Consider the following 15448-nt stretch of genomic DNA (forward strand, 5'->3'; position numbering starts at 1 on the left):
AACAATATGAACCAACGTCTACAACGCTTAGCCGACCAAATTCAACGTGAGCTTGCTGTTCTCATTCGTGATGCAGTCAATGACCCTCGTTTGACTGGTTTTGTCACTATTTCCAGCGTCAAGGTTAGTCCTGACTTAGGATATGCTGATGTCTATGTCACCATCATGGAGCCTGAGCTTAACGATTCCATGAATAAGACCAATCATGAAGAGAGTATCAAAGTACTTAATAAAGCGGCGGGTTTTTTGCGCACCGAATTAAGCCACAGCCTAAAAACACGTACCACACCACGCTTGCGTTTTCATTATGACGAAGTGACTGCTCGTGGTAATTACATGATGGATTTAATCAGTAAAGCAGTTATTAAGACTGAAGAAAATGAGTCTGACGAGCAAGAAAACGAAGAGTAGAAGGGTAAAAGTCGTTATGTCTATCGCATCTACGCAAGCGGATAAAAAGTTTAGTAATCACCCTGACAAGACTAAAGTCTCGGGTGTTATTTTAGTTGATAAACCCAAAGGCATGACTTCACAGCAAGTGGTTTCAAAGGTGAAGTATCTTTTTAAGTCGCCAAATCATGACAGTAAAAAAGCGGGGCATACAGGGACACTTGATCCAATGGCAACCGGTCTATTGCCGATCTGTATGGGTGAAGCGACGAAATTTAGTCATTATCAGCTAGATGCAGATAAATCTTATCAAGCAACTATTCTACTTGGTGGTCAAACTGATACGGGTGATGCCGATGGACAAATAACTGCTAAGGCACCCATTCCAAAATTTGATGATGTACTTTTAGACAAAGTCGCCCAGCAGTTTTTAGGTGCTCAGCAGCAGATACCACCGATGTATTCTGCACTAAAAAAAGATGGCAAAAAACTCTATGAGTATGCTCGTGCTGGTATTGAAGTAGAACGAGCGCCTAGAGATATTGTAATCAAGGCCATTGATCTAAAAGCACTTGATCATAAGCAAATTCAATTGACAGTGACCTGTACTAAAGGGACTTATGTGCGTGTACTTGGTGAAGACATCGCCAAAGCGATGGGTACATTAGGGCATTTGACTGCATTACGCCGTACGCAGGTTGGTGATTTTAAAATCAATGATGCGATTACTTTGCCAGACTTAGAAGCATTAGTGTTCGATAACAGGCAAGAGCAATTGATGCCGGTAGATGCTTGCATTAATATTGAAGCTGAGATGGTATTGACGGTTGAGCAGTGTGAGCGTATACACATGGGTCAACGTTTGAATGTATTTGAGCAACTGACAGACAGTCTGCGCGACTATATTTCAACTAGTATCAGTCATCAGTCGTCTGTGTCAGAAAACAACGATATTCAACTAGATAGTGATATGGTTAGTAGTGACGATGACCAACAACCCTTGATCCATGAGATTCCAGTTGATATTCGTTTGATAAATCAGCAAGGTCAGTTTCTTGGATTGGGTGCCGTAAGTCTCAACGGTAGATTGCAGCCTAAAAAATTAATCCAGCGTTAATGTTACGGTTCTTATATATCCCTCGTTTAAACACGATTTAGCTTACTAATAGTTTACACTAATCACATATCCTCACATTTTATTGCAGGTTTCACCTATGGTGGAACCTGTTTTTTTTGTACTTTAGATCTACCGGATAGGAAGTCTGGATAGAAAAATAAATCGAACTAAGACTCTAAGAATAAGAACATAAAAAAATAATAAGATAAAAAGTCATATATCAAAAACAAAAACTAGGTTCGAAAGAGAATATTTAATAGGAACAAGGTGGGTCAGAGGAAGACTATACAGCCAATAATAACAACGACTCATAAAAATAAAGTATGAATAATAAAACAACTAAAAGAAAATCACTCATAACGAAAAAAGGAATATCATGAAAACCATCGCTTTTTTACTACACAATAACTTCGAGCAAGCAGAATACGAAGAGGTTAATAATCAACTCAAAGATAAAGGTTACAAGACACTTCTTATAACCACAAATAAAGAAAAAGAAGTGCAAGCCATGCAGCAAGATGTAGACAAAGGCGACACCTTTATTGCTGATATTTTTGCAAAAGACGCAAGCATTTCTGATTATGATGCGTTGGTACTACCAGGTGGTACTGTCAATGCGGATACGATTCGTGGCAATGAAGAGGCTCATAGTATTATCAATGCTATCAATGATGCAGGCAAGCCATTAGCTGTCATTTGCCATGCTCCTTGGGCACTTATCAATACAGGTATTGCCAAAGGTAAAACGCTCACTGCTTATTATACGCTGCAGATAGATTTAGAAAACGCTGGTGCAAAATTTGTAGATCAAACAGTACAGGTAGACGGTAATTTGATTACCTCACGTAATCCAGATGATATCAGCAATTTCGTTGATGCTATTGATAAGGCATTATCTTAATTTTTCTACCCACTTACTGAGTAATTAATTACTTATATTTCTTAAATATTCACAACCGTAACTGAGGATAGTATTATGTCAAACTCTAATCCAAACGATACCAAGCTTGAGCAACAACGTTCTGAGTCAGCAACTGCAGCGCTTAAAGGCCAAACTGAGAACAATCATACTGAAGATAATGAAGCCGCAGCAGATCGTATTGCGGACAACCTAGGAAATGCTAAAGAAGACAAGTAGAGTATGTAACGTGTCATCCATAATAAGGTGATACTGATATATTTGCTGATCATCTCTACATCTCAATGCCACTGACGATATTTGTATCTCAATGTAAGAAGTATAAAACAGCTACTTTAAAAAATAATAATTCAGGAGCTAATATGAGTAATTCATTGAATAACATGGATGAGCAAGAAAAAGAGATTGAAAGGCTTGCAGAAGACATCAATCCTAGCGAGCATGCTACTCCTGATAGTTTAGCAGAAGTTACCACAGCTGCACCGCTTGAAGATGATGAACTAGGCGGTAACGCGACGGAAGATTAGGTCAAGAAATAAGCAAATTCTATTGCCTATTGACGGGTGATTTAACTATAAAAAATAAATCTGACTTTACAAGTATTGTGAAAAACTGCTGCTAGTTCAGCAGTTTTTTGTTATAATCACCGTCACATTTACATTAGGTTGAGATCAGACATCGTGCTTCATAGACTGTCCAAAACGGATAGTTATATTAAGTGCTCTCTCATAGCAACTTATCCTAAATGGTCGTTATGACTCATTAGCTTGTCGTACACTAGGTCAACTCTAGTAATGCAGGGTTGTCCTGAATGACGTGCAAGCTATTTTATTTACTATTCTACTGCTTTAGATCTTACTCAAATTCGAGAATGTCTTAAAGCTTTTAGCATTGCCGGAGATATTTATGCTAACTAATACCGATCGCGAACAAATCATTGCTCAATACCAACGTGGCGAAAATGACACTGGTTCTCCAGAAGTTCAAGTAGCACTATTGAGTGCTCGTATCAACGATTTGCAGAACCATTTTAAAGCACATAAAGCTGATCATCATAGCCGTCGCGGTCTTATCCGTATGGTTAATACGCGTCGTAAATTGCTTGATTACCTAAAAGGTAAAGATCTTGGTCGTTACACCACGCTTATCAGCCAGTTAGGTCTACGTCGTTAATCTAACGACAATAGTACGAGTGGATGCTAAAATAAAAGAAGCCATCATATGGTGCTATTTTAGAATTTTTGCTGAATCGCTTGGAACTTGCTTGTTGCTATCGATAAAATAGATTTTTCTAAAAACGGTGTGGAATAGTTTCACGCCGTTTTTTTATGCTTATTCATTTTCAAGATTGATTTTGGATAGCATTGGTTATAAAGACCAATTCAAGTAGGTAATAGAATTTTTCGTAAAAACAGTAATACTAGAGCCTAGAGCTAAGTGTTTTCTATCGATAATTGCTGTGTTCCGCAATTCATTGGTCAATGGCTATAAATCACTGTAAAATAATGCCTTGTGAGTTTGATAGTATATCTACTACATATATGGTGACTATTTATAAAATACCCGTTTCTTAGCTTATAGAATACCTAGCTGCGCTAATACCTGACTCTCAAAAGCGCAGAAAAATAGCCTATAGGGTTTTTAGCACCGAAGTCTTTTGACTTAAGGTCTTTTTGATAGTATTTATAGTAAAGCCAAAATTGAATGACCAAATATACACAATAGTACGATGTCTAGCACCGATAGGCATATGGAATAACTAGGTAATGTTATTGGCACTGGTTGAGATGATTTCTGAGAGAAAGACTGTCAATTATTAGTCATATACACTAGTAGTCACATACACAGAATTTTAATGAAAAATATCAGCTTTTTATAATGCTGATATTACTTTCGTCAGTCAACATTAGGAAGATTATATGACAATGTTTAACACCATTAAGCGTGAATTTCAGTATGGCAACCAACAGGTTGTGATTGAGACAGGTCGTATTGCTCGTCAAGCAAACTCTATTTTGGTTCACATGGGTGGCGTTACCGTACTTGTCGCAGCAGTGGTAAAGTCAGAGGCTAAAGAAGGTCAAAACTTCTTTCCGCTAACGGTTAATTATCAAGAAAAAATGTATGCAGCGGGCAAAATCCCAGGTGCCTATGGCAAACGTGAAGGTCGTGCAAGCGAGTTCGAAACCCTAACCTCACGCTTGATTGACCGTCCGATTCGTCCGCTATTCCCTGAAGGTTATGTTAACGAAATTCAAATTACCGCAACGGTTGTTTCATCAGATAAGACTCAGTCTGCAGATATCGCAGCCTTAATCGGCGCATCAGCGGCACTGGCTATCTCTGATGCACCATTCAATGGCCCAGTCGCAGCTGCCCGTGTTGGCTTTATCAACGGCGAGTACATCCTGAACCCAACCATTGAGCAGCTTAAAGAGAGTGATCTTGATTTGGTTGTGGCTGGTACGAAGTCTGCGGTACTAATGGTTGAATCTGAAGCCGCAGAGCTGTCAGAAGATCAAATGCTAGGCGCGGTATTATATGGTCATCAACAACAGCAAATCGTTATTGATAACATTGCTTCAATGGCAGAAGAAATCGGTACTGCTAAGCAGCAGTATATTGCCCCTGAGCGTGATCAAGCGCTTACCAGCAGCATGAAAGAGCAGTTTGGTGAGCAAGTTGCTGACGCTTATACGATTACTGATAAGCAAGAGCGTTACACTAAGCTTGACGAAATCAAGCAGTCAATTATTGATGCACTTGCTGGTGATGCTGAGTCAGAAACTTATGCTGATACCGTATCTGAGCTTAAAGAAATCTATAACGATCTTAAATATCGTACGGTTCGTGACAATATCTTGTCAGGTAAGCCGCGTATTGATGGTCGCGATCTTGAGACTGTTCGTGCCCTTGACGTACAAGTTGGTGTATTGCCATACACGCATGGTTCAGCATTGTTCACACGCGGTGAAACGCAAGCATTGGTTACGACCACGCTTGGTAACAGCCGTGATGTCAACATGATTGACTCACTAGGTGGCACGATTCGTGACCATTTCATGCTGCATTACAACTTCCCACATTTCTCAGTTGGTGAAACAGGTCGTGAAGGTATTCCAAAACGTCGTGAAATCGGTCATGGCCGTTTAGCACGTCGCGGTGTACAAGCAATGCTTCCAGATAGCGAGCGCTTCCCGTACGTCATCCGTGTGGTATCAGAGATTACTGAATCAAACGGTTCATCATCTATGGCGTCTGTTTGCGGCGCAAGCTTGGCATTGATGGATGCTGGTGTTCCACTAAAAGCACCAGTTGCTGGTATCGCGATGGGTCTGGTTAAAGAAGGTGAGCGTTTCGCTGTACTATCAGACATCTTAGGTGATGAAGATCATCTTGGCGATATGGATTTTAAAGTTGCTGGTTCTAAAGATGGTATCACTGCGCTGCAGATGGACATCAAAATCGAAGGTATTACGCCTGACATCATGGAGCAAGCGCTTAAGCAAGCCCATGCTGGTCGTATCCACATCTTAGATGCGATGAATAAAGTATTGCCTGAGAGTCGTACTGAAATCAACGCTCATGCACCAAACTATGCGGTTATCGAAATCAATCCGGATAAAATCCGTGACGTAATCGGTAAAGGCGGCGCGATGATTCGTCAGCTAACCGAAGAGACTGGCGCAGTTATCGATATCGATGATGGCGGCACGATTCGTATCTTTGGTGAAAACAAAGCGGCAACTAAAGCAGCTATCGGTAGAATCGAAGCGTTGACTGCAGAAGTTGAAGTGGGCAAAACTTATGAAGGTACGGTTGCTCGTATCGTTGATTTTGGCGCGTTTATTAACGTCTTGCCAAACACTGATGGCTTGGTACACATCTCACAAATCGCTGAAGAGCGCGTTGAGAACGTTTCTGACTACCTAAAAGAAGGTCAGATCGTTAAAGTCTTCGTCCAAGACGTCGATAACCGTGGTCGTATTAAATTGACTATGAAAGGTATCGAGCAAAGCTAATCGATATCTATTATAGTCAACATATAAAAACCGCTTTAAGTCTCTCGTCATGATTGCTTAAGGCGGTTTTTTTATGGGTGTAAAATCTTGTTTGCAGTAGAATATCCTATTAAAGTAACTGGTCTATATCAAAGTGATTGGTCTATATTAAAGTCTTTAGGAAGATGAATATCGATTCGAACTTTAGGCAAATCTTGTAGGTGCTGTATGAGTAACGGCAAGATATCAGCGTGCCAGTCTAACGCAAGTGAGCCTGTGTTTGCTAAATTGGCTGCGTTGGACACGTTATCTGTATCATTTCGTGAGTGGTTATGAATAAGAGGACGTACCATTAGGGCAATTCTGCGAATACCTTGATAACGGATGAGCGGGATAAGCTGCTCAGATAAATCATTCAACGCGGCAATTAACCATTGTGACCGTGTGGGGTGGTAAGGATGATTTGATACCACAAGATTAGCGATATAACTGGGCTGATTACCATTACTGCTGATACTTAAACCAGCTTGCTCAAGCGCGCGTTTATGCAGTAAGCAGCTGCCAACACGTAAACTGCCATCACGGCATGCACGATAGTAACGTTGATAATTATCAGCAAATAAAGTCTTAGCTTTTGTGAGAACAGGATCTAAAAGAATCCCTGCAGTATTGACTGGTAGAATAAGCAGCTGCGCGCTACTATTTAAGATAGGGGCATGGGTTAGTTGTATATTTGCCATTGTCAGCCCCTTGATAAAAGTCTAAATAATGAGCTACTGTTTGTCGCCGTTTGTCTCGGCTTCTAATTGCGCTATTTGTTGTTCAAGTAGGGCGATTTGCTCTGCTTTCATATCAGTTAATTGCTTGTTCATCGTCAGTTGTTCAGCAGCCAATTTTTCTTGTTCAGCTAAGCGCTTACGCTCGTCTTCTAAGCGATCTATTTCTTCTTTGGCAAGACTATCTGTTTCTGGCAAAGCCGCATTTAAGATAGCATCAGCATTAGGTATTTGATTAACTGTGGTTGTCTCATTAGTATTTGACGTTAAGTCACTATTGTTTGAACTATTGTCATTATTACCTAAGGACGTAGCATCTAATTGAGTAGCGCTATCTGGTTCGGTCGTCGGTGGTGTACTTTCGATAGGCGCAGTATTAGTGTCTATTGAATTGTTTTTCCAGACCAAGTAGCCAATCAGTAATGCCGCTAATATAATAATTGACAACCATTTCTGGCGTGACTTACTGGGCTTTTTTTTCAGTGACCTGGTTGACAGACGACGCATTTTTTGGCTTTTCATACTATAGTCGATTTATGTTAGAAATATAAGTAGCCATACTATAGCAAACTCAAAATAAAAAGCCTATCTATTGCTAGATAGGCTGGTAGCTATTAAGACTTGACGCTTAATATTTAAGGTTTGAATTTTACTGTGCCGCTGGTACCAGTAGCCATAATATCACGTGCAATTTGGTCTTCAGCATGGTTTTTGGCACTGATTGCATCAGGATCAGGGCGATGTTCGCTATGTCCACATAATGTGCATTCAATATACTCATCAGGTTCTGGGGTGACGACGTTTATTTGTACCACCGCATCCATCGCTTGACACTTAGGGCAGCGAACACCGGATAAAAACTGTCGCTTTGGTCGCGTTGATTGATAGCGCATTTAAATCATCCCATGTGTTGTTGAGGCATTAGCAGCAGCACTGCCTTTTTTAGTATCAGCAAAACCGCTATGACGTAACAACGCATCGATACTAGCACTGCGACCACGGAAGTTTTCAAAGTTGGTTTTGGCAGGAAAACTACCACCGACTGCTAGGATAGTCTCACGGAAGGCTTTACCAGTGACAGGGTTAAAAATACCTTCTTCTTCAAACTTGCTAAAGGCATCTGCCGATAGCAACTCTGCCCATTTATACGAGTAATAACCTGCCGCATAGCCGCCTGCAAAGATATGACTAAAGCCGTTAGCAAAACGGTTGTAGTCAGGTGTCTGCATGATAGCAATGTCGTCTCGAACGGTATTTAGCGTGGCTAATATACCGTCATAATCTAGCGCTGGCGTATGCGCATGAATCAATAAGTCAAACAGTGCGAATTCGATTTGACGTAGGGTTTGCATGCCGCTTTGGAAATTCTTCACCGCCAATAACGCTGCAAGTTTGTCTTTAGGCAAGGGCGCACCGGTTTCGACGTGGCTACTAATCAGCGCAATACCTTCGGCATCCCATGCCCAGTTTTCCATAAATTGACTGGGCAACTCGACCGCATCCCACTCAACGCCATTGACACCAGCGACATCACCGACTGTCACTTGGGTTAATAAATGATGCAAGCCGTGACCAAACTCATGGAATAGAGTCAATACTTCATCATGCGTCAATAAGCTTGGTTTGCCATCGAGGGCAGGGGTAAAGTTGCCGACCATAAAGCAAACGGGCAGCTGCTGATGATTTTTTTCACTGTAAGTATAACGTGACTGAAAACCACTCATCCAAGCGCCGCCGCGTTTACCACTGCGTGCAAATAAGTCAAAGTAAAAGCCACCAAGCAAGTTATCATCAGCATCAAACAACTGATAAAAGCTGACATCGTCGTGCCAGCGTGATACGGATTCACTTTGCTCTTGGACTTTGATACCGTACAGACGCTCAACGATGGCAAATAATCCGCTAATCACTTTTGGTAAGGGAAAGTACGGGCGGATTTCTTCTTGCGATAAGCTGAACTCGCTTTGTTTGACTTTTTCGGCGACATACGCACTGTCCCACGCCTGTAACTCCTCAATACCATAATCCTGCGCATACTTTTGCAACTGAGCTAAGTCTTGCTTAGCCGCTGGAGTTGCTTGCGTGTCCAAACTCCGTAAAAAGGTTTCTACTTCTGCTACGTTATCTGCCATTTTAGTCGATAGTGAGACTTCTGCATAATTGTCAAAACCTAATAGCTTGGCTTTTTGCTCACGTAATTGCAGGATTTGACCCATGATATCGGCATTGTTTAGCGACTCACCTTTGGCATTGGTATGTGCATCGAACTCAGAAGCACGAGTGACATAAGCGCGGTATAGGGTCTCGCGCAGTTCACGGTCATCCGCATGGGTCATGATGGCAAGATAAACAGGGATATTTAAGCTTGCCACGTAATAAGGACTTGGCAACGCATCGACTTCTACTTGCGTGAGCGTACCGTTGGCAAGCGCGCGCGCTTTATACTGTTCGCCAACATCTGCGAGTAGCGCCAGTCCACTTTCGGTTAGACCTACCAATTGCTCTTGCTGCAGCGGTAAGGCATAAGCTTGGGTGGCATCCAGTACATTGTCTGAAAAGGTCGCTGATAAGGTAGAAAGCTGACTTTGAATAGCCGCAAACTTTTCCTGTTTATCTTTTGGTAATGCGACACCTGACAGCTCAAAACTGCGTAGCGCAAGCTCAATAGCCCGCGCTCGTGCAGGCTCAAGCGCCGCAAAAAATGCTGTGTCATTGACGATAGTTTGATAACGATTAAATAGCGGCTGACACTGTCCCACTCGTGTGCCATAAGCTGATAGTGTGGGTAGCAGTTCATGATGGACATGACGAATGTCGTCATTGCTCATGACGCTATTCAGGTGCGATAAAATGCCCCAACTGCGATCCAATGCCAGATTAATATGATCAAAAGTCATCACATCGGCCAGCGCTTGCTCAGCACTGATATTAGCAGCGCTATCATGGTTGTCAGTATCTGCACTCATCTCATCTAAAAATGTATTGGCTGCATCGATGGCACTGATGACATGGCTTTGTAATGTACTTGGCGAAACGTTGTCAAAATCGACAAGGCGTAAATCTGCAGGAAGGGTTTTCATAAAAGTATCCGATATCTGATCGTAGTGAATGAATTATTATTGAGTAAACGTCGCTTTATATAAGAGATTGGCTTGCCGTGACATTTAGAACGTTATTAGCTTTGTGTTATTTTTCTTTTTTTGCTGTCTTATCGATAAGCTATATAAAAGATGGGTTCGTTTGACGAAAATGCAACCTAATCATTGACTATATAAAAAGTGAAGCGAGAAGATAGTGAATATTAAACGGGTTTAAAGCCGATCAGCTAGACTTTTAGAACAATACAGAGTGTTCTACTTACAAAGCGCTATCATTTGCTTGCAAATTAACCCTACAGCGAGTGAGGTTTGACTGCTAGCATCAAGGCAACGGAATAAAAAGATTAAGTACTACTGATAGCAAAAACTATTAATCAGTTGACTCATAGCAAAAATCACAATGTTAAAAGTAAATGATAATAAAACAAGGAGCAATAAATGAAAGCGACTCTCAAAAGTTTACGTGAAACCAAAGCCAACCCTGCGGTTAGTATCTTTGTTAAGACTCATCGTGAGCATCCTGCTAATGATCAAGATCCCATTGCCCTGAAGAACCAATTAAAAGTGGCTGAAGAACGCTTAACCAACGAATACGATAAGCGCACAGCGACTACTATACTCGATAAGATTCATGATAAAACCAAAGAGCTAAATCACAACTTAAATCTTGATACCTTAGCTATTTTTGCCAGTACCGACGATGTGCAAGTTATCCGTATGCCGATTGACACCACGGAGCGTGTGGTGATTTCACATCGTTTTGCGACTCGAGATTTGGTGCGTGATATGGCAAGCGCGGTGCATTATTACACCTTGGTGCTCACTCGTGATAATGCCCGCTTGATTGAAGCGTCTAATGATCGCGTGGTGAGAGAGTTCGATAAGGACGATGACTTACAAAAAAACATGGATAATATCCCATTTCCTATTGAAAACAACGGTCTATATACGACAGGCGATGGTGGATCGGATCGCTCGTCTAATAATGAAAGCAGCTATCTAAAAGAGTTTTTTAATCAGGTGGATAAAAGTGTCCAAGAGCTGTGGGGTGAGCATAAAATGCCTCTCGTCGTTGTTGGCGATGCTAAAAATATCGGCTACTATAAAGAAGTTTGTGATCGTCCAGACAACATCATTGCCACAGTGTCAAATGCGACCAATTTAGAAGATGGTAGTGCTCAGCATATTATCAATAGTGTGCAAGAGGCGGTGGAAGGCTATCGTACATCACTGCATCAAGCTGCCATGGGCGAGATTGATAAAGCACGCGGTGCCAATATGTTGCAAACAGATCTACAAGAAGTCTACCGCAGTGCCTTCCAAGGTGCAGGCGAGACGCTTTATGTCCGTCGTGGTTATATACAATCAGCCAAAATTGATGAAAAGGCACAGACTTTGAGTCTCGCAGATGATGCGGCTTCAGAAGGCGTTACTGATGATGCAATTGGCGAAATCATTGAGCATGTCATTCATAATGGTGGCGAAGCAGTATTTATGCCACAAGATATTATGGGTGAAGATCAACCAATTGCTTTGGTGACACGCTATTAGTTGATAGATAGTGCCTATTGATGACAATCCTTTGCGAATTCGCCATTGATAGAAGATAGGTATAATATGGGAGCATTGGTTCGATAAGAATCAATGCTCTTTTTACATTGATGATATATTAAGCCTTTATCTAAAACTTATACTTGATTGCCTTAGGTTGTTAAATGATGCTAAATAACATACCAAATACTCTTATGCAATTTAGCGTCACAGCAATGATAGCCTTTAGCTCCAGTCTCAGTATGGCAGAGACAGATGTGAATAATATATCTGTGAGCCATCTATCATGGGGTCAATTGCCGCCTTCTATTCAAAACTATTATCAAATAGACTCTAAAAAAAATAAAATGAGGCTAAAGACCAAAGATATTGTTGCTATTCGTTCTTGGATCGGCACAGTAGGAGAACAGTATTTGGTTCAATTACAGCGTTTCAATTCAACCAATAGCCCTGACGAGCCAGCAGGAGAGGTCTTCACGCATTTATATGTTATAGATGAACAAGAAGCTTTACGAGTATGGCAAATATATGATTATGTACCCTGCGATGGGTTAGATGTAATCGCAGAATTCGCTAAAAACACCGCCGTAGTGACTGATATTAATAATAACGGTGTTATCGAAGTGAGTGTGCCTTATTATCTCGGTTGTCGTGGTGACGTAAGTTATGATGAGATGAAAGTAATCATGTACGAAGGGCAGCAAAAACTTGCTGTACGTGGTAACTCTGCAATTTGTAACGCCAAGACAGACCAGCCAGTTGATGCTACTGGTTATTACGGTGGTGACTACAAGATTGATGAAAAATTACTACAGCAATCAGCGCTATCAGCTCCTCAAAAATCAGTATTTAGGCGTCACTTGCAATCAGTGTGGCGAGATAACCAATGTTCCATTTATTTTAAGTATGATGACTAATTCTATGACTACCACAACCTCTTTTGTGCTAACCAGCTATAACATTCATAAAGGCATGTCGCCGATGAATCGCCAAGTTAAAATACAAGGTATCGCCCAAGCGCTCGATATTATTGGCTCCGATGTACTGTGTCTCCAAGAAGTGCAAGGTCAGAATCTTAAGCGCAATATGCAATACAACGAATATCCTGACCAATCGCAACATGAATGGTTTGGTGAGTATTTACAGCTGCAAAATAGCTATGGTAAAAACTCAGAGTATGAAAACGGTCATCATGGCAATGCGGTATTGAGCCGTTTTCCATTGGATCCTAAGCATAACGTCAATATCACCGTCAATAAGCTTGAGCAGCGCGGCGTCTTGCACTGCGAAGTACAACCAGTTGGATGGGATGTACCAGTGGTTGTACTGTGTGCACACCTAAATTTGTTTGAGCGTGATCGCATCAAGCAATATGAAGCCATTGCCAACTATGTTCGTAATGAGATTGCACCTGATCAACCACTGATTTTGGCAGGAGATTTTAATGATTGGAAAAAAATGTCTTGTGATAAGCTTGCTACTAGCTTGGGTATGACCGAAGCTTTCAAGCATTGTCATGGCAAACTGCTGCCAACTTTCCCAGCCAAGCTTCCTGTGCTTAGCTTAGATCGTATTTATGTGCGTAATCTAAGAGTGAAAAATGCCTGGGTGCATACGGGCAAACCATGGTCGACACTGTCTGATCATCTGCCGCTCAGTGCGGAATTGGCACATTTATAAATGATTATTAGATAAGCTTAAGTTATTCACTAAAAATAAAATTGAATGCAAAAATAAAGCAATAGATACCTATAAGGATATATAACGATGTCTACTCTTTCTCATAACCCGCTACCAACGACCCAACATGCCGTACTCATACGTGAGTTTGGCGAACCTAAAGTGATGAGCTATCAAGAGGATGTGGCCATTCCTGTGTTAACAGATAATCAGGTATTGGTCAAAGTTGCTTACGTGGGTATCAATCCTGTCGATTACAAAACGCGTCAAGGCAAAGGCTGGGGCGCTGATGCCATTCAAAAAGACAAGTTTGATAAAAATGAGCCTGCAATTTTGGGGTTTGATATGTCAGGCACTGTGGTCGATAGTCGTAGTGAGCAGTTTACTATCGGTACACAGGTCGCTGCCCTGACTTTTCATGGTGGCTGTTATGCAGAGTATGTAGCAGTCGATGCTGACATGCTGGCAAAAGTACCGGATTCTGTCACGTTACAGCAAGCAGGTGCGCTGCCTTGTATTGGACAGACGGCGATACAGTTTGTAGAGTTTGCAGATATTCAAAATGGTGAGCATGTGGTGATAAACGCGCCAGCAGGCGGCGTGGGTCACTTGTTGATTCAGCTGCTCATGGATAAAGTGGCTAAAAACAATATCAAGGTGACCGTCATTTGCTCACCAGAGAAATATGCCAAGCTTGATGAAATAATAGATACCAATCAGCTTACAGGTTGGATTGACTATACCAAAAACGATGAATTTCCTGAATTACAGGCAGATGTGCTACTGGATTTGGTCGGTAATGAAGCAGGCGTGCGAGCGCTTAGCGTGCTCAAATCTGGTGGTCGCGTCAATGTGTTACCAACGATTTGGGTGGATAAACTCAAAGAGGCAGGTAGCCAGAAGCAGTTAAAGGTAGCGGGTTATAAGGCGCAGCGTAGTGGTAAAGATATGGCGCGAGTTTTACAGCTCGTTGCAGATGGCAAGCTAACGCTACGTATTCAGCAAACCTATCCATTGTCTGAAGTGGTCGCGGCTCATCATGAGCTGCAAAAAGGTGCTGCTTTTGGCAAGATCGTTTTGAAAGTGAGCTAGAGTATGTGCTTAATCTGAAGGCATGCGACTAAATGGGCTAAAAATGGTTAAATCTTTCTAGACTGCATCAAATAACGGGTTAATATCGATATTAATCAGCTATTTTCCTTGTTTGGCTACCGTTTATCTCATTTTTATCCCCATTTTCAAAACGAGGACGCGCTCTAGCTTATATTAAGTTACATTAATTTAATGCGGTAGCACTTTTCGAAACGTGAGGCTGATGCGCCCTGATGAGACAGTTTTAGTTTTTGTAATGGTATGCATCCAAAAATCCTGCGTATCGCCATGCATAACGATAAGCTGACCGGACTCAAGATATAGCTCAACCTTGACGGGCTTGTTCTTTTGTCTAATAGTTTTATGCTTAAAAACAAATTTTCGCCTAGCACCGAGCGATAAAGAAGCAATAATCGGCTGCGCGCCCAGCTCTTTTTCATCGTCGGCATGATAACCCATGCCATCCTCACCAGAGGGATAGTGGTTAAGTAAGCAAGAATTGAAATCAACGTTGATACCACTGCTTGATAATTGCTGCTCAATATGTCGTTTTACGTGCAACATCTGCTTTGACCATGGAATGGCTCGACGCGTCTGTCCAGAGTAATGATAACTGACATCGTGGTCACCCATCCAGACGATTTGGCGAGTGGTAACATGTGTTTTACCAAACAACGTCACGATGTCAGACTGCCAAGGTAGCTCGGTTAGTAGATTCTCATACAGAGCGTTAGCATCATTGATAACTACCCCTAAGTCATTGACCTGACCATCGTAAGGCAATAGGTTATCAGTCGGTGTAGGCGCAAAAAGGTCAGTCATCA

Annotated in this window: 16 protein-coding genes; 11 read left to right on the top strand and 5 right to left on the bottom strand. The window is 41.6% G+C overall.

What is annotated here, in order from left to right; all coding sequences use genetic code 11:
- Nucleotides 1-6 precede the first annotated feature (6 nt).
- From JMY05_RS11520 to pnp, 7 genes are all read left to right on the top strand, one after another.
- Nucleotides 7-411 carry a ribosome-binding factor A gene (locus JMY05_RS11520; RefSeq protein WP_045443024.1) on the top strand — a complete coding sequence of 135 codons (405 nt, stop codon included), beginning with the start codon at nt 7-9 and terminating at the stop codon, nt 409-411.
- A 16-nt stretch (nt 412-427) separates the two neighbouring features.
- Entirely contained in the window at nt 428-1507 is a 1080-nt protein-coding gene (gene truB, locus JMY05_RS11525) for a tRNA pseudouridine(55) synthase TruB (RefSeq protein WP_045443027.1), read from the top strand.
- A gap of 376 nt (nt 1508-1883) precedes the next feature.
- Nucleotides 1884-2408 (top strand): type 1 glutamine amidotransferase domain-containing protein, encoded by a 525-nt coding sequence (locus JMY05_RS11530; protein WP_045443030.1) that lies wholly within the window; start codon nt 1884-1886, stop codon nt 2406-2408.
- Nucleotides 2409-2483: 75 nt separating this feature from the next.
- Nucleotides 2484-2645, top strand: coding sequence for a hypothetical protein (locus JMY05_RS11535; RefSeq protein WP_201615160.1), 162 nt, complete (start codon nt 2484-2486; stop codon nt 2643-2645).
- Between the two features lie 143 nt (nt 2646-2788).
- Nucleotides 2789-2953, top strand: coding sequence for a hypothetical protein (locus JMY05_RS11540; RefSeq protein ID WP_201615162.1), 165 nt, complete (start codon nt 2789-2791; stop codon nt 2951-2953).
- 379 nt (nt 2954-3332) lie between these two features.
- Complete coding sequence (gene rpsO / locus JMY05_RS11545) at nt 3333-3599, top strand: 30S ribosomal protein S15 (RefSeq protein ID WP_045443035.1); 267 nt, start codon at nt 3333-3335, stop codon at nt 3597-3599.
- A gap of 746 nt (nt 3600-4345) precedes the next feature.
- Entirely contained in the window at nt 4346-6448 is a 2103-nt protein-coding gene (gene pnp / locus JMY05_RS11550) for a polyribonucleotide nucleotidyltransferase (RefSeq protein WP_045443038.1), read from the top strand.
- Nucleotides 6449-6576: 128 nt separating this feature from the next.
- Here pnp and JMY05_RS11555 read toward each other — a convergent pair whose 3' ends face one another.
- From JMY05_RS11555 to JMY05_RS11570, 4 genes are all read right to left on the bottom strand, one after another.
- Nucleotides 6577-7167 carry a hypothetical protein gene (locus JMY05_RS11555; RefSeq protein ID WP_045443041.1) on the bottom strand — a complete coding sequence of 197 codons (591 nt, stop codon included), beginning with the start codon at nt 7165-7167 and terminating at the stop codon, nt 6577-6579.
- Between the two features lie 33 nt (nt 7168-7200).
- Nucleotides 7201-7725 (bottom strand): hypothetical protein, encoded by a 525-nt coding sequence (locus JMY05_RS11560; protein WP_045443044.1) that lies wholly within the window; start codon nt 7723-7725, stop codon nt 7201-7203.
- Nucleotides 7726-7838: 113 nt separating this feature from the next.
- Nucleotides 7839-8096: a YheV family putative metal-binding protein gene (locus JMY05_RS11565; protein ID WP_045443046.1), complete on the bottom strand. Its 258-nt coding sequence runs from the start codon at nt 8094-8096 to the stop codon at nt 7839-7841.
- Nucleotides 8097-10283, bottom strand: coding sequence for a M3 family metallopeptidase (locus tag JMY05_RS11570; protein ID WP_201615164.1), 2187 nt, complete (start codon nt 10281-10283; stop codon nt 8097-8099). It lies immediately after the preceding gene.
- Nucleotides 10284-10739: 456 nt separating this feature from the next.
- On the opposite strand from JMY05_RS11570, the gene JMY05_RS11575 reads away from it, so the two are divergent.
- The 4 genes from JMY05_RS11575 to JMY05_RS11590 all read left to right on the top strand — a co-directional run bounded on the left by JMY05_RS11575 (nt 10740) and on the right by JMY05_RS11590 (nt 14624).
- Nucleotides 10740-11852 carry a hypothetical protein gene (locus tag JMY05_RS11575; RefSeq protein ID WP_045443051.1) on the top strand — a complete coding sequence of 371 codons (1113 nt, stop codon included), beginning with the start codon at nt 10740-10742 and terminating at the stop codon, nt 11850-11852.
- Nucleotides 11853-12016: 164 nt separating this feature from the next.
- The gene (locus JMY05_RS11580; protein WP_201615166.1) at nt 12017-12769 is read left to right on the top strand and encodes a M949_RS01915 family surface polysaccharide biosynthesis protein; all 753 of its coding nucleotides are present in this window, start codon (nt 12017-12019) and stop codon (nt 12767-12769) included.
- Nucleotides 12770-12773: 4 nt separating this feature from the next.
- The gene (locus JMY05_RS11585) at nt 12774-13532 is read left to right on the top strand and encodes an endonuclease/exonuclease/phosphatase family protein (protein WP_045443058.1); all 759 of its coding nucleotides are present in this window, start codon (nt 12774-12776) and stop codon (nt 13530-13532) included.
- Between the two features lie 87 nt (nt 13533-13619).
- A complete protein-coding gene (locus JMY05_RS11590; protein WP_045443060.1) occupies nt 13620-14624 on the top strand; it encodes an NADP-dependent oxidoreductase in 1005 nt (334 codons plus the stop codon).
- 189 nt (nt 14625-14813) lie between these two features.
- On the opposite strand, the gene JMY05_RS11595 is transcribed toward JMY05_RS11590, so the two are convergent.
- On the bottom strand, nt 14814-15446 hold the full coding sequence (locus tag JMY05_RS11595) for an alpha-ketoglutarate-dependent dioxygenase AlkB family protein (RefSeq protein WP_201615168.1): 633 nt from the start codon (nt 15444-15446) through the stop codon (nt 14814-14816).
- Nucleotides 15447-15448 lie beyond the last annotated feature (2 nt).

Source organism: Psychrobacter sp. JCM 18902 (genome assembly GCF_904846615.1).
GTDB lineage: Bacteria > Pseudomonadota > Gammaproteobacteria > Pseudomonadales > Moraxellaceae > Psychrobacter.